This is a genomic window from Chryseobacterium sp. HNCC26DJ240, assembly GCF_057180485.1.
The window spans coordinates 663,879-681,697 of record NZ_JBXUGK010000001.1; the positions used below are offsets into that span (position 1 = coordinate 663,879).

Genomic DNA, 17,819 nt, shown 5'->3' on the forward strand with positions numbered 1-17,819 from the left:
AAGAAATACATTCAGCCTTAACCTTAACCTCAGCCTCAAAAATGAAAATCGAAGATTATATGCTCTCATGCCCAAGCAAGAAATTTTTAGGAATAGAATGCTTTGGATGTGGCACTCAAAGGGCGATTTTGCTGGTTTTTCAGGGTAAGTTTGTGGAAGCATTTCACATGTTTCCGGCGGTGTATACACTTTTGCTTTTTTTTGCAACAGTAATTCTCACATTTGTAGACAGAAAAAGGAGTTACGGAAATATTTTAGTTATTTTAGGAATACTTAATGCACTAATCATGGTAATTTCTTATTTTTATAAACACTTTTAAACTACACAATAAATAAATTATGAATCAACAAAGTTTACCAAACGCAACTGCCGTTTTGGTTTTGGGAATTTTATCACTTGTAACATGCTTTTGTTACGGTATTCCCGGAATGATCTGTGGCGTTATCGCACTAGTTTTGTACAGCAAAGACAAGAAGCTTTATTTGGCAAATCCGCAACTTTACAACAATTACAGTAATTTAAATACAGGAAGGATTTTAGCTATTATAGGTTTAGTTTTAAGCATACTGTTTTTAGCATTTATGATTTTCTATATTTCTTTAATCGGTATGGAAGCGCTTTCAGACCCTGAATTGTTAAGAGAAAGAATGGAAGAACTACAAAACAATTAAACAACTTCTTAAGATAAAAAAGCCGCTCATGTTGAGCGGCTTTTGTTTTAAATTTATGTTGTAACAGCACAGTCTTTATCATACTTTTTATCGGGATATTTTGCTTCCCATTCTTCAAGCTGAAACATAATCGGTAACAGCGCGAGACCTTTTTCGGTAAGAGAATATTCCACACGGGGTGGGATTTCTTTAAACTCCTCCCGAATAATCAAACCGTCATTTTCCATTTCTCTCAGCTGATCGGTCAGTACTTTTCTGGAAATCACATTGATTCTTGCAGCAAGTTCTCCAAAACGTAGTTTTCTGTCTTTAATCACGAGCACAATAATGGGTTTCCACTTGCTTCCCAATGCTGCCATCGCCTTTCCGAGCGGACAGCTGTAGGCCATCAGTTCATTCTTTTTCATAATAATACGAATTTAAGTTTAGTTTATAGTTGATGTATTGGTAGCATAATTTAGTTATTTGTTACATATTTTCAGCATAATTTAAAAATTATTTCAAAAAATTTAGTTTTAAGCACGACTTTAAAATTATTTTTCAAAAAAAATGGATTGAAGAATCACTAAAATATCGGGTTACTTTTAAGTTACTATCAAAAGTTACCACAAAGTTACCACTTTTTTAAGCTTAAAAGATACAAATACAAACTATTATTAGTTACTTTGTGTAACAATTATAAAACAGTCACAAAAATGAGCATACAATCGCTATTTAAACCATTTACATACAAGAATTTAGAACTTAAAAACAGAATCGTAATGGCTCCCATGACCAGAGCGCAATCTGACAACGGAGTTCCGACACAACAGATTTCGGATTATTACGGTAGAAGAGCGGCCGCTGAGGTAGGTTTGATTTTATCTGAAGGAACGGTCATCAACAGACCAGCTTCAAAAAATATTCAGAATATCCCGGATTTCTACGGAACTGAAGCATTAAAAGGCTGGAAAAATGTAATTGATGCTGTACATGAAAATGGCGGAAAAATGGGACCTCAGATCTGGCACGTTGGAGATACCAGAAGTTCAGAAGACTATCCGTTGGTAGAAATGGAAAAAGCTTCCACAATGACTTTGGAAGATATTAAAGACACCATCGCCAAATTTGCAGAATCTGCGAAGGCTGCCAAAGATTTAGGCTTCGATGTTTTGGAAATACACGGAGCACATGGATATCTGATTGACCAGTTTTTCTGGGAAGGAACCAACACAAGAACCGATGAATACGGCGGAAAAACCATTGCGGAGAGAAACCGTTTTGCAGTAGATGTTGTGAAGGCAATCCGGGCGGCTGTTGGAGAAGATTTCACTATTATTTTAAGACTTTCTCAATGGAAACAGCAGGATTACACGGCAAGAATCGCTAATACACCTGCGGAAATGGAGGAGTGGCTGTTGCCATTAAAAGAAGCCGGAGTCGATATTTTCCACTGTTCACAGAGAAGATTTTGGGAAGAAGAATTTGAAGGTTCTGATCTGAATTTTGCAGGTTGGGCAAAGAAAATTACAGGTCAGCCAACCATTACAGTAGGTTCTGTAGGTCTTGATGGCGATTTTATGAAAGCTTTCGCAGGAGAAGGCACAGAAAAGAAAACAGATTTTTCTGAACTGACGCGCAGACTTGAGAGAGGCGATTTTGACCTTGTAGCCGTAGGAAGAGCAATCCTTCAGGATCCTGAATGGGTTTTGAAAATCAAAGACAACAAAACAGAAGAACTTGAGAATTTCTCTGCAGAAAGTCTTGCTGTATTATACTAAAACAAAAAAAGATATTGATTTTGACAGATCAATTCAATACATAATTTACCTATTTATTTTTTTCTAAAACGACGCGGTTTTCATCATTTGAAAGCCGCGTTGTTCTTTTATGTTCATGATAAAATAGTTGTCAGCACATTAAAATACAATTGGAAATTCATTGTATTTCTCTTTTAAGTTTACGCCTTCGTATATCTTAAAAACTGCAATAATTTATAATTCTTTGTCTGCCTTTGCGTTAATTTAATTTTATAGCTTGCTCCAACGTTTTCATAAGAAAATTTTTGTGCAATTTTTATTTACAACTAACCTTCAAAGAAGTAAAAATAATCTAAATTTAATCAGAATTATATTTTTTACTATTTCTACATTTGCAATCATTAATTTAAAAAAATGACAGTTCAGGACTTAGTTGGCAGCTACATTATTCAGGGAAGCAATCAGGTGGAGGAAGATGATTTTACTTATCAGGGAATTTTGACTTTAGACAAGGACGAAAACAACCGGATCATCGCTGAATGGACGATCGGCGATCACACACAAAACGGAATAGGTTTTTTTAAAGACAATATTTTAGTCATCAATTTTAAATATGAAGGAGATGAAGGCGAAATTTTTAAGGGAGTCGCTGTTTACCGCTGCGTCAGTGAAAATATTCTGGATGGGTTTTGGTCTGAAAAGCATGGTGATCCCCGCTACTTAGGATGCGAATATGGTGTAAAAATTCATAATTCTGAATATTTGAATTAAACTGCAAAATCAGTTGAACTATATTTTAAACAAAAAAACTTTGGCTTTCAGTAATTCCGAAAGCCAAAGTTCTTAGTAAAAAATAATCTGTATCGTTTTATCTGTGCCTGATGCCCCGCTGATGATAGTCTACAGAAGGGTTTGGAGCATCATGGTTATTAAAATCTGATTTGATTTTTGCGGAATCAAAATGCCCGTGCGTATCTTCAATACTCTGTGATGGCGTCTGATATTTTATTTTCTTACCGTTTTTGAAATACTGGTTATCAAAAGTGCGGTAGATATGATTTTCAGGATAAATATTTCCATCCGGTGCTGTGAAAGTTTTGGGGGCTGTTGGTTTCTTCTTTCGAAATCCAAGTACCGTAATCCCACCTACCACTACCGCAGCTGCGATACCTAATGCGATTTTCTCTGGTGTTTTCATATTGTTTGATTTGAATATAAATACACAAATTGCTTGCCAACACCGATTTAAAAATTGAGATGAGGTAGCTGTGCATAGATTACATTCCTACAATACACTCCTAAGTTCGTACTTTGCATCACGCCCCCTCCAATCCTCGCACCCCGCACCCCGCACCCCAAATACCACATTTCCCAAATTACTCCACCCTCGGCAAGATACTTGCATTGAAAATCAAACCAAATCAAATTATTATGAATGCACCTTGCGAACCGGCAACTCTCATTGAGAATTGCACTTCGCAGACTTTCCTGAAAGACGTTCTTGAAGGTTTGTCTGCCCATCCCAAAAAACTTTCTTCCAAATATTTTTACGACAAAAAAGGGGACCGACTCTTTCAGCAGATTATGGCAATGCCGGAATATTATCTCACAAAGTGCGAACTGGATATTTTTAAAAATAAAACAAAGGAAATCGCTGAAACAATCGGCTATGCTATACCTTTTGATTTGATCGAACTGGGAGCTGGTGATGCCATGAAATCAACCTTTCTTTTGGAACATTTATCTAATATCGACTGTGATTTCACCTATATGCCCATTGATATTTCCGGAAATATATTGTCTGTTCTGAAAGAAAATCTTGCCGAGAAAATTCCTTCACTCAACATGATTCCTTTGGAAGGTGATTATTTTGATATGCTGGATAAGGCAACTCGTCTTTCAGACAGAAGAAAAGTAGTGCTTTTTCTGGGTGGAAATATCGGAAATATGACTCAGGAGGAATCTCTAAATTTCCTTACAGAATTGAGAAAGAGACTGAGTCCGGGTGATTTGCTTCTGACGGGTTTTGATTTGAAAAAAAATCCTCACACCATTTTGTCCGCATATAACGATGCTGCAGGAATTACTGCAGCATTCAATTTAAATCTACTTGAAAGAATCAACCGTGAGCTTGATGCAGATTTTGATTTGGAAAAATTTAAACATTATCAAAATTATGATCCTGTTTCCGGAGCCTGCAGAAGTTTTTTAGTCAGTTTAGTGGAACAAGACATCCATATCGGAAATCACATGATCAGTTTTAAAGAAAATGAACTGATTGACATGGAAATTTCGCAAAAGTTTTCTCCGGATGACATTCAAAATCTGGCAAAGGAATCGTGGTTCAGAATCGTGAATGAAATTGGAGATTCCAAAGGATGGTTCGTAGATTCAATCTGGACTGTATAATTTTAAACTAAACCTAATGGAAACAAAAATAGTAACTGAAAACAGAAAGTTTAACCTTACAGAATCAGAACGTTTTACCCAAATCAGAAACCGTTCTGTGGAAATCTGCAGACCTCTCGAAACTGAAGATTATGTTGTACAGCCGATTGTTGATGTGAGCCCGCCAAAGTGGCATTTAGGTCATACCACCTGGTTTTTTGAGACCTTTTTGTTGCAGCCCCATTTTCCGAATTATAAGGTTTTTGATGATCAGTATAATTTTGTTTTCAACAGCTATTATGAAACGATAGGAGCGAGGGTAATCCGCACGGACAGAGGGAATTTAAGCCGCCCGTCTGTCGCAGACGTATTCCGATACCGTGAATATGTAGACCGTTACATGAACGACTTTCTAGACAGTAGTTTTTACACAAATGATCTGGCTCCGTTAATTGAATTAGGTTTAAATCACGAAGAACAACATCAGGAGTTATTGGTGACTGATATTAAATATATTTTAGGACACAATCCACTTTTTCCTGCCTATACGAATGATCATGTTGCAGAAAAACGAGCTGAAGCGCCGGCAGAAATGATTTCTTTTTCCGAGGGAGATTACGAAATAGGTTTTCAGGAGGAAGGATTCTGCTTTGATAACGAACTGGGAAGACATAAAGTCTATTTGAATGATTTCGAAATTTCTACCGAACCAGTCACAAACCGTGAATATCTTGAATTTATGGAAGCGGGTGGTTACCAGGACTTCAGACACTGGCATGCAGAAGGCTGGGACTGGGTAAAAGTGAATAATGCACAATCACCACTGTATTGGCATAACCTAGATGGTGTGTGGATGAATTACACTTTCAATGGTCTGCAGGAAATCGACCTGTCAGCACCCGTTTGCCATATCAGCTTTTTTGAAGCTTCAGCATTTGCTTCATGGAAAGGCATGAGACTTCCCACCGAAGCAGAGTGGGAGGTTGCCAGCGACCATTTCGACTGGGGAAGACGCTGGGAGTGGACCAACTCTGCCTATCTTCCATACCCGGGATTCAAAAAAGAAGCTGGAGCAGTGGGAGAGTACAATGGGAAATTCATGGTCAACCAAATGGTTTTAAGAGGCGCTTCGGAAGCTACACCACCAGATCACAGCCGCAAAACCTACCGTAATTTTTTCCCGACAGGATTGCAGTGGCAGTTTACGGGAATACGATTGGCGAAGTGATTCGGGATACGGAGTACGAGGTTCGGGATACGAGATTCGAGGTTCGGGGTTCATGATGCGAGATTCGAGTTTCGAGTTTCGGGATACAAGTTTCGGGATTTGACATTTGAGGTTCGCAATTCGAAGTTTCAGATTCGGAATTCTGAGATTGAGTAGCGGATTTACAGAGCTGCGTTAATTCAATATCACCCCGAACGGAAGTGAGCTCGCATCCCACATATCTCGAACCTCAAACCTATAATTCCACCCGCATCGTAAAACAGGTAGAATCATCATCCGAACGTACAGACAATACACCGCTGTGTGCTTTGGCTATTTCTGATGAAATGTAAAGCCCCAGTCCCAGACCGTTTTGATTTGAGTCTGTACCTTCACGGTGGAAAGGGTTGAAAAGATTACCTATTGCTTCTTCATTAATTTTCCGTCCCTGATTGGTTACCGAAATTTCCCAGAATTTTTCTGTAGTTTCAGCGCTGATGAGTACAGGAGTGTCGGATGAGCCATGGGTTATTGCGTTAGCGAGAAGATTAGAAACCAACTGTGAAATCCGGCCTGGATCACATTCAATGGTTGTACTTATTTTAAAATCAGATTCAATAATTCTGTCCGGTACGGAAACTTTCAGTTCACTGCTCACTTCATTCAGCAGCTGTTCCAGATCCACGGTAATTGGGGTTATTGTGATTCCGCCACCCAGCCTGCCACGGGCAAGGTCCATGATATTGTTGACCATTTCATACATTCTCCTGGAACTGGAATGCACAATGTTCATCAGCTTTCTGTCGCGCTCACTCAGTTCAGATCTGGCAAGAAGTTGTGTAGCACTCATAATTCCACCAAGAGGATTCCGGAGGTCATGACCCAGCACAGCAATAAACTGTTCCCTGATAACTGCCTGTTGCTGCTCAGTATCTAAGTTTTTTTCCGCAAGTTTTTTGGCCATCTGAAGATTTTCCTCATAAAGACGTCTGTCAGTGGCCTGAAATAGTGTGAACCGGAAAAAGAGCGGTTTGTTACTTTCGTCTTTTCTCTCATAACCATTGATGTAAACCGGAATTCTGCCCTTACCTGTATCTGACAGTTCTACAGAAACTTCATCGAAATGACCCTGTATACGCAGCAAAGGCCAGAGATGTGTCTCAAAATAGATTCTGCCGCCAACAGAAAGCAGGTCAGAGAAACGTTTTCCCGCCATCTGTTCAGGCGTGCTGCTGAGCCATTGGGCTGCACGGGTGTTGATTCTGGTGATTTTCCCATGAGCATCTGCGATAACAAATCCGCACAGTGAAGATTCAAAAAAGTCTTCAAAATCCTCAGAAAAATTACTTGATGGAATATCAGTCATTTAAAAAATCTCTTATCGCTTTGGTTGTTTCTTCGGGAGCACTGAGGTTTGGGCAATGCCCTGTCGCATCCATTACCAACAGGGTACTTCCTGCCATTTTCTTGTTCATATACCGGCCAACCTCTACCGGTGCGATCACATCATTGCTGCACTGAAGTATGAGAACGGGAATTTCTGAATCATCGAGCAGATAGCGTTTGTCCGTTAAAAATGTTGTACGGGCAAAGTGTTTTGCTATTTCAGGATCTGTTTTGCAGAAGCTGTTGGTCAGTTCCTGTGCGAGTTCCTCTCTCTCAGGATTTCCCATGATTACCGGAGCCATTGTTGCTGACCATCCGAGGTGATTGTCATTCATTGAGCCAAGAAGCTCATCAATTTCCGACCTGCTGAAGCCACCCACATAATCTCCATCGTTAATATAGGAAGGAGAGGGAGAGACCATGACCAATTTTGAAAAAATGCCGGGAGCCATTTTAGTGGCAATAAGACCCATAATAGAACTTACAGAATGTCCTACAAAAACGGCATCTGAGATTTTAAGCTCCTGAGCAATTTCTACAATATCTTCGGCGTAGCCTTCAAGGCGGTCGTATTTTGAAAAAGAATAGGAAGAAAGATCTGAGTTTCCTGCACCCACATGATCAAAAAGAACTGTGGTGTATTTTTCCTCAAAAGCAGGTGAAACATAACGCCACATATTCTGGTCACAGCCAAAACCGTGAGCAAAGAAAATGACATTCTCTCCACTTCCTTTTATTGTGACATTATTTCTTTTGAGAACGCTCATAGAGTATAATTTCTGCAAATCTACTCATTTAAATCTGAAATATTATTAATTCTCAGATTCATAAAATTTAGATGATCACACCCGTATCCCCCCATTCCTCCCATCATTTAAATAACATGTCGATGTACCTTCTTTAAGGAGAAACACAAATTATAATGCGCATCCCAAACCTACGCATAACCACCCACATTCCGCACCCCATATTCTCAAACCCTCAAACCCTCAAACCCTCGCTCACCGAATCCCGCATCCCTCACCAACACCCAACACTCAACAAATCACAAACAAACATACCACATAGCAACCATCTTACTATTCAAGGCATAGTTCTTGTAAGTAAAACTCCAAACCACTCACAATGTATACTTACGATCAATTTTTAGAACTCGACAGCGAGACACAGCTGGCTTTGGTACAGACCGAAGGCAGAATTATAGTAGAACAGAGATGTTCAGATTTCCATTCTGTCATTTATGGACTGCAGAATTTCAATGTAGAATTGGTGGATGATATAAAAACAGGTAAGGTGAAAATCAACCGCACCTACCGCAACGCCAGCCGTCAAAATGCACGACCCGTGTATTACAAATAAGACACCAACTCAACATTATATATGAAAAACAGGCTGCCTCACGAGGTTGCCTGTTTTTGTTTTACAGCTGATAGATATTACAGTTTAAAATTTACTCAACTGTAAGATGTCCTTTTAAAAGAAAAACAAGAGCCAACTGTACCGCCACCACCAATACCAGTTTAAGGACAAATATTTTTTTTGCGTATTTATGTCTGAAGAATGTCATTCCTATCAGAGCTCCAAAAGTACCGCCCAAAAACGTAAGAATGAGCAGAGTACTTTCGGAAAGTCTGCGCTTCCCGTTTTTTGCCAATCGCTTATCCCATCCGAATGCAAGGAAGGTGAGGAGGGTTATGATGATGAGGTAGAATTTTATGGGCATTTTTTAAAATATTCCTGTAACTTAATCAATTTTTACTGACTTCAATATGTCGAATCCTATATTTTTATTAAGTTTTCCATCCTCATCTAAAACGGAAATCTTTCCTAGCATGCAGTGATGGTGGGATAGTGTCGAGAAAATCTAAGTCGATAACTTTCCAGTTTTTCAAGTTGACGGCTATTGTCTTCGAAGAGTGCGCTGCGGTAGGTATGGTGCATAATTATTTTAAAAGTGGTAAATCAATTCCTATTTTGTAGACTTGGTGATAAGCATTTATTTTATTTTGATCATCAAGTAATTTATTGATTTCTAATTTACCATCATTTTTACTGTCAGCAGATTTTGGATAAATAATTAAACAAGGTATTTCTTCATTACTGTTTTCTAAACCAACTTCCTTTCTAACTTTATTCAATCTCGCATATCCAGCAACCTGTCTAATATCTTCATGAATCTCTCCATAGTTATATTTTAACTTATATTTAGTATCTACCACAATTTTTTTATCTGCTGTAGAAATCAAAAAATCAAGAGAATTACCATGCGTAGAAAACTGATAATTTAGATTTTTGCTATTTAGGTTACTATTATCTTTCAACAGTTTTGCATACACGTACAATTCAAACATTTTAGGCATATCAATCCAAAATGGGGGTGTAGAAATTTTCTCAGCTGTCGTTGTAGTGATGTTGTATGAAAATCGTTTTAAAATCTGCTGTCCAATTTTGATGGCATCTTTATATTCTTTGAAAAAAGGATTGTATTTTAAATGTTTAATATCCTGCACATCAACATCCGAATCTACCTGCTCAAAAGCCGGACGAATAAAATTAACAATCCACGAAATATCATTTTTATTTTTAAAATAATACTCGTTATTTTCAACATACTGCGTGCAGAATAAAAATACCTTCTTCAAAAAGCGATTTTCAAGAGAATCTTCTCCAAAAACCTGGTATTCGCATACTGTGTTGGTAAAGCGGTTTTTAAAAATATTCTGTTTAATCTGTTTCCCAACCAAGATTTTACCTTTTACTCTGTTTCTAAGGTTTTCCTGAACTTTGTAATATGATTTTTTAAGTCCCTTTCTTGCAATATCCTTAAGAAGTTTGAGAAACTTAACCACCAAAAACGGGGTTAGCAAATCTTGTTTTTGTTCGATTTCAATTTCAGGCGCTTCCCAATCTATCAGTAATAAAGAATCGGTTTCTTTTGCAACTTCACTGTGTGACATAATATCCATCAACATTGCAATGACATTGATTTCTTTAACTTCTACATTTTTCCCATCATTATTAACAAATGTAGAAGTTATTTCTTTTTCAGACTCTTCATCTAATTTTTGAATTTCTTCCTCCGAAATATCAGGATCAATTTTGGAGCAAATCTTTTCGAAGCTTTTCAAAACTGCAAAATTCAGTTTAGGCTCCACCTGAATGAACCTATCTTTTGTCAGCCAATCTAAACCTACAAAATAATCTGAGTTTAACGTTACTTCTTTTTCAGAAGCTATGCAGGAAAAACAATGGTAGTTTCTACCCCTTTCAGTTTTAAATTTGCGGGGACTAATTTCAAGTTTTTCTCCTAAGTCAAGAAAGAGGTATTTTGCTTGTTCAGATTTAATGAGAGTGGCATCATTTGTCAGCAAAAGTGTGGAAACAATATGTTCCTTTAGCACAATACCCATTACAGAGATTTTATATAATCTTCTATAGTTAATGCACCAACTTTCCCCACAAGAACTCCATCTTTTACATATTCTAAAAGAATAGGTTTAATTTCATAATCAACTCGAATCCTAAAATCATCTGGTTCCAAGCTACCATTTTCCAACTTCTTTTGGATAAAATACGAATGACCAATCCAAACATCTTCAGGTCTGAATTCTCCTGAAAGCGTTTTAGCTCGTTTAAGAGCAACTTTGTTGTTAGCTACATACTCATCATAATTTTCAATAAAAAGCTCACTAACTTTTCTAAACCAATCTTGATGAAATATAATTTTATCATCTTTCAATTCTTTCGGCAAAACCTCAACAAACGCAAACCTTCTTCTAATAGCATAATCAATATGTCCAACACTTCTGTCAGCAGTATTCATCGTACCGATAATGTAAAGATTTGGTGGAAGAATTAATTTCTGAGAGCCATCTAATTCATACATACTTTCAACTTCTTCACCACGGTATTCCAGTGCGAAAATCAGTTCTCCTAAAACTGAGGAGAGATTAGCTCGGTTGATTTCATCAATAATTAGAACGTAATTATTATCAGCATCATTTGTAGCATCCTCTGCAAACTTAGCTAATGTCTTGTTTTCTGCATCATAAACAATGCCTTCTCCTTTTTCATTTGGCTTTGCAACAACACCTCTTACAAAATCTTCGTATGTGTAACTTGGATGAAATTGAATAATTTTTTGAAAATCTTCGTATTTATATCTTATCTTAGCTTCCTTATTTTTAAATTTTTCATTAATTAAAAGTGCTACAGCATCTTCATAAGATCCTCTTCCGGTCCTACTTTCATTTTCAAACAATTTTTTATTATAAGAATCAATAATCATTTTAAAGCTAGCTTTCCAACCTGCTTCTCTAGTTTTATATGTCTTTAAAAAAACACCTTTATCATCAATTGAAACAACCTCATACAAATCATTCCGACCTTTTATTTGTTGACCAGTAGCTAAAATATTTTTCACAAAATGTTTATTCACGACAATTACATCTTCAGTTTCTATATTTTGTTTTAGCTTAATATTTGAAGAAATTAGAATCTGAGCTATTTCCTTGGCTGATTTAGTTTTACCTGTTCCAGGTGGACCTTGCAAGATTATTTGTTTTTTATAGTCTAGGAGTTTTTTATATTCTTTCATTTGGGTATTTATTTTTTTTTCAATATTAACTTCAGAGCTTATTACTGGACCTTGACAACCTACACTAGGATAACCAAATTTTCCAAAATATCTAAATTGCTCCTTATGTATTGGTTCTATCTCATAAAAATCATTAGCTAAATAAACAATACTTGCAGTTCTACTTCCATCATCATATTTTTCTAATTTATCATTAAACCAAGCAATATTGAAATAATGATTATGCCATTCAACTTGATCTAATTCATCTTGATTTATCACAAAATCAACTATTTCTGCAACATATTTTATGTGATTATTTTCAGAGTAAAAAATATTAAAAAATCCATTATCTGCTATACATTGCCTTAATAATTTAATCGTATTATTTGTTCCATTTGGTTTCTTGTGATGCCATAAAGTAATAGCATCAGCATTACTAAAATCACCAATAGATCCTTTTTGCCACCCTGTCGAATCAGGACTCATTAAGCCAATGATAATTTCTTTCCATTGTGAATTGATTTCATAACAAATTCTTGTAAGCAGATGGGTTAAGTTGGAAGAATTTTTAACTTTTATAGAAAACTCATTAAAAAAGCTAATAAAATTATCTTTAAAATCATCTTTATCATACTTCTTTTTAAAAAGATTTTCACATAATTGATTTCGGTGATTCTCACTCAACATTGTAAAATTATCTTCTGGATTTATTAGATATTCAACTGCATTTTTAATTGAGCCAGTTTCTAATCTATCTTCAAATTTATAAGTGATTAATTGTTCAATCCAATTATTCATTCTTACAAATGCTAAAGCCAAGACACGTTTATCATCATATTGATTAAGTATATTTTTTTTTAATGCTTTAGAATCACAATAGGATATTACTGACAAAATGGCTCTACCAAAAACCGAAAATTCCTCGTCGTCTTCGAAGAGTTGTTTCAGGTTATCATAATTCTTCCGATTTTCAAGAAGGAACGTTTTAGTCTCATCATTCACTTTTAACTGCAAGAAATGATTTAACGCATCTTTAGCTTTTTGAAAATAAAAGCCCTCATATTTTTTTAGAGAAGAAATACTTTCAGAATTTAAAATGTTATTTATTATGTTTTTTATAGAAGAATCCATTGATATTTTATGGTATTACTTTTAAGTAATTTATTAATAATTGTATATAGCATCAGCTCCAAACCTTTCGTGACCAACAGAAGTTGTTATTCTCTGTTTTCTTAAAATAGGAACAGCTTTATAATAATGCTGTATCAAATTGAACAATAATAGTTCTCCAAATTGCCCTTGAGGATATCCTTTCCTAAATTTTTTATAAGCTTGATTGGTTAAAAAATTCGCCGTATTTCCGTAGTCACTAGTTTCAGCAAATCTCTTATCAAATAAATCTTTAGATTTACTATTGTTGTAAACCCAACTAACAACTGTGTTTGTTAATTCCGAAAGGAAATCGTCTTTTCTTTCTTTCAAATCTGTATAATTTATAGATAATCCATAATGGTCTTTCTTTGGTAGCGTTTCCAAATCTTCATAAAACCAATAGATATGATTTATCAATTTTTCAGTATTAGTTAGGTATTTGTCCATAATTTAACTTTTTCAATCACATGCTTTGTTTATTCTATTTTAATATTTTTTGAAAAATTCCAATCACTTTAAAAAATTATCTATTTCTAATATTTTAAAACAAAAGACCTTAAATATTTTTATTGGGTAATTTTATAAATTTTGTTTATTTTTAGTATAATTCTGCATTTACAAAGATTGAAAAATATTTAAATTTCAAAAATATCAAATACTATAGACAAAAATTTACGGGAATCCGTAAACACAAATTTTTATTTTTAATTTCTACGAAGCCACCCCATCAATAAACACATCCACAAAATCCTGAACCTTCTGAATAATTCTTCGTCCAATATTATTTCTTTCAGTCAGCTTTGGTTTTATCTCAAGTAGCTTTAGCGTATCGCTTATTTTCGGTGTTTTAGAAGTAAAAAGAAAATCATCAATCGCATCTCGGAATCTATCTTTATTCAAAGATTCTTCAGTGGCAATCTTTTCAAAAGCGGATTCTTTTTCTTTATTCCAGTATTTGTCAAATTCTTCATTGACGTTATCTCCATCAGAAATATGAGGTAGATTTTCATCTATGAATTTTTCTATCAGTTCTTTCTTGCTTCGTAATTGTGCATCACCAGAAAGAATGTCACGGATTTCTTTTTTCTTTTTCTCTAATTTATCTCCTTTAAGATTCGAATTGGTAAGATTGGCTAAGAGAGTAAGAATATAACTTACATTAATTTCATCTCTATGGATAAGCTCTAATTCAAAATCTACATCATTCAGTATACTCTCTTTTCCTTGCTTCTTTTCTGGAATTAATTCAGTCCAAATATCCAAATACTTGCTTTTGTAGCCGTCAAATTCAAATTCGGTCATTTCCAGTTTATCAAAATCGAAATCTGCAAATGATTTTAAAACATTCAGAACACGCATTACTTCACGAAAAGCGGTTATAAATTCAAACTTTTCCTGTTCGGTTTGATAACTGTTGATACTATCAATTTCGGGAGCGACAATCTTTAAAGTCTCTAAAGCAGCGTTGAAGAGTTCAATATAATCTTCAATGGGATGAATAATAATCTCCCGAATCGCTTCTTTATTAGAAAACAAAGTCACAGCATCATCAGTTGCTGATTTTAGATTTCTAAAACAAACAATGTTGCCTTGAGATTTCTTTTCGCCTAACAATCTGTTGGTACGTGAAAATGCCTGAATCAATCCGTGGTATTTCAGATTTTTATCGACAAATAAAGTATTTAGTTGCGGACTGTCAAATCCAGTTAGAAACATATTTACAACAATGATTAAATCAACTTCTTTGCTTCGAACTCTTTTAGCAACGTCATTATAATAATTGTAAAAAGTCTGGGAATCTTTTGTTGAAAAGTTGGTTCCAAACATTTCATTGTAATGACCAATATATCTTTCCAGTACATTTCTGCTATGAGAATCTCCGTATTGAGCGTGCGGTTCTGCAACCATTCCAAACTCAGGTTCTTCATAGATTCCATTGGCATCTTTAGACTCTTCATTAGTTCCATAGCTGAAAATCGTAGCAATCTTTAACTGATGCTTACCTTCCTCTTTTTTCTTTTGGAAAAGGTCATAATATTTCTGTAAAACATCAATACTGCTTACGCAAAACATTGCATTAAAAGTACTGCTGTGCGTTTTTCTCCCGTATTCCGCAATGAGATAATCTGCAATTTTTTCAAGGCGTTTTGGGCTTTCAAGAAGTTCCTGTGTGTCAATTGCCTCAACATCTGTATCAATGTAAGTATTGCTTCCTTCTTTCTCCTTATATCTTCCTACATATTCTACAGAAAACTTCAAAACATTGTCATCACGAATTGCATCTGTAATCACATACTTATGCAAACAATCTTCAAAAAGTCTATTAGTCGTTGCCGGAGCTCCGTCTATTTTCCCAATTGAATTAACTTCAGAAATCGGAGTTCCCGTAAAGCCTATCATTTGGGCGTTTTTGAAGTACTTTTTGATATTCTGATGCGTGTCTCCAAACTGACTTCTGTGACATTCATCAAAAATGAAAACCACCTTTTTATCCTTCAGTTTGTCAATTTTATTACCGTGTTTTTCTTTTGTAATTGCTGTATTTAACTTCTGTAAAGTCGTAACAATCAATTTTGTATTGTCAGAAAGTTGCTTAACCAAATGTGCAGTGTTTTCAGTGGCATCAACACTTCCTTTTTCAAAAGCATCAAATTCCTTTTGGGTCTGGTAATCCAAATCTTTCCGGTCAACCACAAAAACAACTTTCTCAACTTTAGGAATTTCTTTCAGAATCTGACTTGCTTTAAATGAAGTCAAGGTTTTTCCCGAACCTGTTGTATGCCAGATAAAACCGTTTTTATCTGTATTTCTTACCCTGTCAACAATTTTCTCAACCGCATAATATTGATAAGGTCTTAAAATCATAAGTATTTTGTTCGTTTCATTCAAAACGATATACTTGGTAATCATTTTGGCAATATGACAAGGCTCTAAAAATGCAGGTGCAAATTGCTCCAGTTGAGTGATATTATTGTTGTGTTCATCAGACCAAAAGAATGTCTGCTTAAATGTTTGCTTTGCGTTGTTGGAGTAATATTTTGTATTAACTCCGTTACTGATGATAAACAACTGGACATAATTAAACAATCCACTTCCAGAATTGAAAGACTGATGATGATAACGATTAATTTGATTAAAAGCCTCTTTCATTTCCAGACCACGGCGTTTCAGCTCAATTTGCACCAAAGGCAATCCGTTAATCAGAATGGTTATATCATATCTGTTTTTAAAATTTCCCTCCTGAGCAATTTGATTCGTTACCTGAAACTGATTCTGACACCAATGGTCTTGGCTGATGAATTCAATCCATTCGGAAGTACCGTCATCTTTAAAAAAATGAAAACGGTCACGTAATGTTTTAGCTTTTTCAAAAACATTTCCTTTGGAAAGATGGTTAAGGATTTTTTCAAACTCAGTATCTGAGAATGCTTTTTTATTATGTAATTCGAGCTGAGACTTTAGATTTTTAATAAGGTCAATCTCATTACATATCGTAACCTTTTTATGTCCTAATTGAAGTAATTGTTCTACTAATTTCTGCTCTAAAATATATTCCGGCTGACTTGACATTCGTGCTTAGCTTTGGTTAAAAACTTTGTCAGAAGTATGAATTCTGACAAAGTTGTTTCAGTTTTCCCAAATGTAAGAAATAATCAGTGATAACAGCAATTATTTTAGGGCTTTAAACATCTGATCAATCGCTTTTTTCTTTTGTTCCAGATTAGGATGAACGTACAAATTCAAAGTTGTACTGATGTTGGAATGACCGAGCAAAACACTCACGGTTTTATAGTCGCATTTACTCTCAATACAGCGGGTTGCAAAACTGTGTCTCAGACCGTGAAACTTGATGTCAGGAATTTCTAAAAACTTCATTAGATTTTTATAATAACTTCGGTAAGTTCTTGGCTCTGTAGGTTTAGAATCGTTGGTTAAAACATAAAAAGCAGGATTTACAATTTTCTTAAAAGGTTTCAGCATTCTCAACAAATCTCTGCTCATCGGGATTTCACGGATTGAGTTTTTGGTTTTGGGTGTATCAATCAACAATTCTGTTTTTCTTGCTCCATCTTCAATGACGTAGATTCTCTGAATGGTTTTTCGGATATTAATAATCCCGTTATCGGTATCAATGTCTTCCCAAGTCAACGCACATATTTCACCAATCCGCATTCCGGAACAAAGACAAATATAAACGCCCAGATTTCTAAAGGTAAAATGCTCCTGAATATAGCTCATCACTTTTTTCTGATGTGTTCTGCTCAGCACCTCAATCGTATGAGTTTCCCTCACTGTAGGATATTGCACATCAAAATTGATAAACTCAATCCATTTATTTTTTGCCCCAAACTTCAGCACCATTTTCAAAACAATGAGAATATCTTTGATACTTTTCTGACTTAATCCCTGTTCTAGTTTTTGAAATACAAACTTCTGTACCTCGTCATCTTCAATCTCAGAATAGTCTTTGAATACAGGTAATAAATGATTTTCCAGCAACAGCACATAAGCCGAAAAAGTTGATTTTTTCACATACAGCTTTTTGTCATTCTTCCATAGTTCAGCGATTTCTGCCAATGTTTTTTTTCTTGTCATAATTTTTTTAATTTTTAAATGATTTTCTAACTAATCTCAAAAGTTATGAATTAAAGATTGAGGATTATCAATCCTTAGACTGTAACACAGTTTCCTAATT

The 17,819-nt window shown here is 35.3% G+C and carries 17 protein-coding genes; 7 read left to right on the forward strand and 10 right to left on the reverse strand.

Features of this window, described 5'->3' with window-relative positions:
* Window positions 1-41: 41 nt before the first annotated feature.
* Both AC2A1G_RS03010 and AC2A1G_RS03015 read left to right on the forward strand, forming a co-directional pair.
* Window positions 42-320 (forward strand): DUF2752 domain-containing protein, encoded by a 279-nt coding sequence (locus tag AC2A1G_RS03010; protein WP_484045471.1) that lies wholly within the window; start codon window positions 42-44, stop codon window positions 318-320.
* A 19-nt stretch (window positions 321-339) separates the two neighbouring features.
* Window positions 340-672, forward strand: a complete 333-nt coding sequence (locus tag AC2A1G_RS03015; RefSeq protein WP_484045472.1) for a CCC motif membrane protein — start codon at window positions 340-342, stop codon at window positions 670-672.
* Window positions 673-725: 53 nt separating this feature from the next.
* Here AC2A1G_RS03015 and AC2A1G_RS03020 read toward each other — a convergent pair whose 3' ends face one another.
* Window positions 726-1,079 carry a winged helix-turn-helix transcriptional regulator gene (locus AC2A1G_RS03020; RefSeq protein ID WP_484045473.1) on the reverse strand — a complete coding sequence of 118 codons (354 nt, stop codon included), beginning with the start codon at window positions 1,077-1,079 and terminating at the stop codon, window positions 726-728.
* 288 nt (window positions 1,080-1,367) lie between these two features.
* Between AC2A1G_RS03020 and AC2A1G_RS03025 the strand changes: the two genes are divergently transcribed.
* Window positions 1,368-2,432: an NADH:flavin oxidoreductase gene (locus AC2A1G_RS03025; RefSeq protein ID WP_484045474.1), complete on the forward strand. Its 1,065-nt coding sequence runs from the start codon at window positions 1,368-1,370 to the stop codon at window positions 2,430-2,432.
* A gap of 393 nt (window positions 2,433-2,825) precedes the next feature.
* A complete protein-coding gene (locus AC2A1G_RS03030) occupies window positions 2,826-3,182 on the forward strand; it encodes a hypothetical protein (protein WP_484045475.1) in 357 nt (118 codons plus the stop codon).
* A gap of 97 nt (window positions 3,183-3,279) precedes the next feature.
* Here the strand turns inward: AC2A1G_RS03030 and AC2A1G_RS03035 are convergent, their stop codons facing one another.
* A complete protein-coding gene (locus AC2A1G_RS03035) occupies window positions 3,280-3,609 on the reverse strand; it encodes a hypothetical protein (protein ID WP_484045476.1) in 330 nt (109 codons plus the stop codon).
* Window positions 3,610-3,842: 233 nt separating this feature from the next.
* On the opposite strand from AC2A1G_RS03035, the gene egtD reads away from it, so the two are divergent.
* Window positions 3,843-4,820 (forward strand): L-histidine N(alpha)-methyltransferase, encoded by a 978-nt coding sequence (gene egtD / locus AC2A1G_RS03040; RefSeq protein ID WP_484045477.1) that lies wholly within the window; start codon window positions 3,843-3,845, stop codon window positions 4,818-4,820.
* Window positions 4,821-4,836: 16 nt separating this feature from the next.
* Window positions 4,837-6,027: an ergothioneine biosynthesis protein EgtB gene (gene egtB / locus AC2A1G_RS03045; RefSeq protein ID WP_484045478.1), complete on the forward strand. Its 1,191-nt coding sequence runs from the start codon at window positions 4,837-4,839 to the stop codon at window positions 6,025-6,027.
* A 235-nt stretch (window positions 6,028-6,262) separates the two neighbouring features.
* Here the strand turns inward: egtB and AC2A1G_RS03050 are convergent, their stop codons facing one another.
* Window positions 6,263-7,372 (reverse strand): PAS domain-containing sensor histidine kinase, encoded by a 1,110-nt coding sequence (locus AC2A1G_RS03050; RefSeq protein WP_484045479.1) that lies wholly within the window; start codon window positions 7,370-7,372, stop codon window positions 6,263-6,265.
* Window positions 7,365-8,159, reverse strand: coding sequence for an alpha/beta fold hydrolase (locus tag AC2A1G_RS03055; RefSeq protein WP_484045480.1), 795 nt, complete (start codon window positions 8,157-8,159; stop codon window positions 7,365-7,367). Before AC2A1G_RS03055 ends, AC2A1G_RS03050 begins: the two co-directional genes overlap by 8 nt.
* A 358-nt stretch (window positions 8,160-8,517) precedes the next feature.
* On the opposite strand from AC2A1G_RS03055, the gene AC2A1G_RS03060 reads away from it, so the two are divergent.
* Window positions 8,518-8,751, forward strand: a complete 234-nt coding sequence (locus AC2A1G_RS03060; RefSeq protein ID WP_484045481.1) for a hypothetical protein — start codon at window positions 8,518-8,520, stop codon at window positions 8,749-8,751.
* A gap of 91 nt (window positions 8,752-8,842) precedes the next feature.
* Here AC2A1G_RS03060 and AC2A1G_RS03065 read toward each other — a convergent pair whose 3' ends face one another.
* The 6 genes from AC2A1G_RS03065 to AC2A1G_RS03090 all read right to left on the reverse strand — a co-directional run bounded on the left by AC2A1G_RS03065 (window position 8,843) and on the right by AC2A1G_RS03090 (window position 17,719).
* Entirely contained in the window at window positions 8,843-9,115 is a 273-nt protein-coding gene (locus tag AC2A1G_RS03065; RefSeq protein WP_484045482.1) for a DUF1294 domain-containing protein, read from the reverse strand.
* Between the two features lie 220 nt (window positions 9,116-9,335).
* Window positions 9,336-10,802 (reverse strand): 5-methylcytosine restriction system specificity protein McrC, encoded by a 1,467-nt coding sequence (locus AC2A1G_RS03070; RefSeq protein WP_484045483.1) that lies wholly within the window; start codon window positions 10,800-10,802, stop codon window positions 9,336-9,338.
* Window positions 10,802-13,102 carry an AAA family ATPase gene (locus tag AC2A1G_RS03075; protein ID WP_484045484.1) on the reverse strand — a complete coding sequence of 767 codons (2,301 nt, stop codon included), beginning with the start codon at window positions 13,100-13,102 and terminating at the stop codon, window positions 10,802-10,804. The genes AC2A1G_RS03070 and AC2A1G_RS03075 overlap by 1 nt, the downstream gene beginning before the upstream one ends.
* 33 nt (window positions 13,103-13,135) lie before the next feature.
* On the reverse strand, window positions 13,136-13,570 hold the full coding sequence (locus AC2A1G_RS03080; RefSeq protein WP_484045485.1) for a Hachiman antiphage defense system protein HamA: 435 nt from the start codon (window positions 13,568-13,570) through the stop codon (window positions 13,136-13,138).
* A 264-nt stretch (window positions 13,571-13,834) separates the two neighbouring features.
* A complete protein-coding gene (locus tag AC2A1G_RS03085) occupies window positions 13,835-16,693 on the reverse strand; it encodes a type I restriction endonuclease subunit R (RefSeq protein ID WP_484045486.1) in 2,859 nt (952 codons plus the stop codon).
* Window positions 16,694-16,792: 99 nt separating this feature from the next.
* Complete coding sequence (locus AC2A1G_RS03090) at window positions 16,793-17,719, reverse strand: tyrosine-type recombinase/integrase (RefSeq protein ID WP_484045487.1); 927 nt, start codon at window positions 17,717-17,719, stop codon at window positions 16,793-16,795.
* Window positions 17,720-17,819: the final 100 nt, after the last annotated feature.

Excerpts from the sequence above, each read along its gene's own strand:
- egtD (WP_484045477.1), top strand. The coding sequence starts at position 3,843 with ATGAATGCACCTTGCGAACCGGCAACTCTCATTGAGAATTGCACTTCG.
- AC2A1G_RS03015 (WP_484045472.1), top strand. The coding sequence starts at position 340 with ATGAATCAACAAAGTTTACCAAACGCAACTGCCGTTTTGGTTTTGGGA.
- AC2A1G_RS03065 (WP_484045482.1), bottom strand. The coding sequence starts at position 9,115 with ATGCCCATAAAATTCTACCTCATCATCATAACCCTCCTCACCTTCCTT.
- AC2A1G_RS03085 (WP_484045486.1), bottom strand. The coding sequence starts at position 16,693 with ATGTCAAGTCAGCCGGAATATATTTTAGAGCAGAAATTAGTAGAACAA.
- AC2A1G_RS03090 (WP_484045487.1), bottom strand. The coding sequence starts at position 17,719 with ATGACAAGAAAAAAAACATTGGCAGAAATCGCTGAACTATGGAAGAAT.
- AC2A1G_RS03080 (WP_484045485.1), bottom strand. The coding sequence starts at position 13,570 with ATGGACAAATACCTAACTAATACTGAAAAATTGATAAATCATATCTAT.
- AC2A1G_RS03060 (WP_484045481.1), top strand. The coding sequence starts at position 8,518 with ATGTATACTTACGATCAATTTTTAGAACTCGACAGCGAGACACAGCTG.
- AC2A1G_RS03075 (WP_484045484.1), bottom strand. The coding sequence starts at position 13,102 with ATGGATTCTTCTATAAAAAACATAATAAATAACATTTTAAATTCTGAA.
- AC2A1G_RS03030 (WP_484045475.1), top strand. The coding sequence starts at position 2,826 with ATGACAGTTCAGGACTTAGTTGGCAGCTACATTATTCAGGGAAGCAAT.
- AC2A1G_RS03055 (WP_484045480.1), bottom strand. The coding sequence starts at position 8,159 with ATGAGCGTTCTCAAAAGAAATAATGTCACAATAAAAGGAAGTGGAGAG.
- AC2A1G_RS03035 (WP_484045476.1), bottom strand. The coding sequence starts at position 3,609 with ATGAAAACACCAGAGAAAATCGCATTAGGTATCGCAGCTGCGGTAGTG.
- AC2A1G_RS03070 (WP_484045483.1), bottom strand. The coding sequence starts at position 10,802 with ATGGGTATTGTGCTAAAGGAACATATTGTTTCCACACTTTTGCTGACA.
- AC2A1G_RS03025 (WP_484045474.1), top strand. The coding sequence starts at position 1,368 with ATGAGCATACAATCGCTATTTAAACCATTTACATACAAGAATTTAGAA.
- AC2A1G_RS03020 (WP_484045473.1), bottom strand. The coding sequence starts at position 1,079 with ATGAAAAAGAATGAACTGATGGCCTACAGCTGTCCGCTCGGAAAGGCG.
- AC2A1G_RS03050 (WP_484045479.1), bottom strand. The coding sequence starts at position 7,372 with ATGACTGATATTCCATCAAGTAATTTTTCTGAGGATTTTGAAGACTTT.
- egtB (WP_484045478.1), top strand. The coding sequence starts at position 4,837 with ATGGAAACAAAAATAGTAACTGAAAACAGAAAGTTTAACCTTACAGAA.
- AC2A1G_RS03010 (WP_484045471.1), top strand. The coding sequence starts at position 42 with ATGAAAATCGAAGATTATATGCTCTCATGCCCAAGCAAGAAATTTTTA.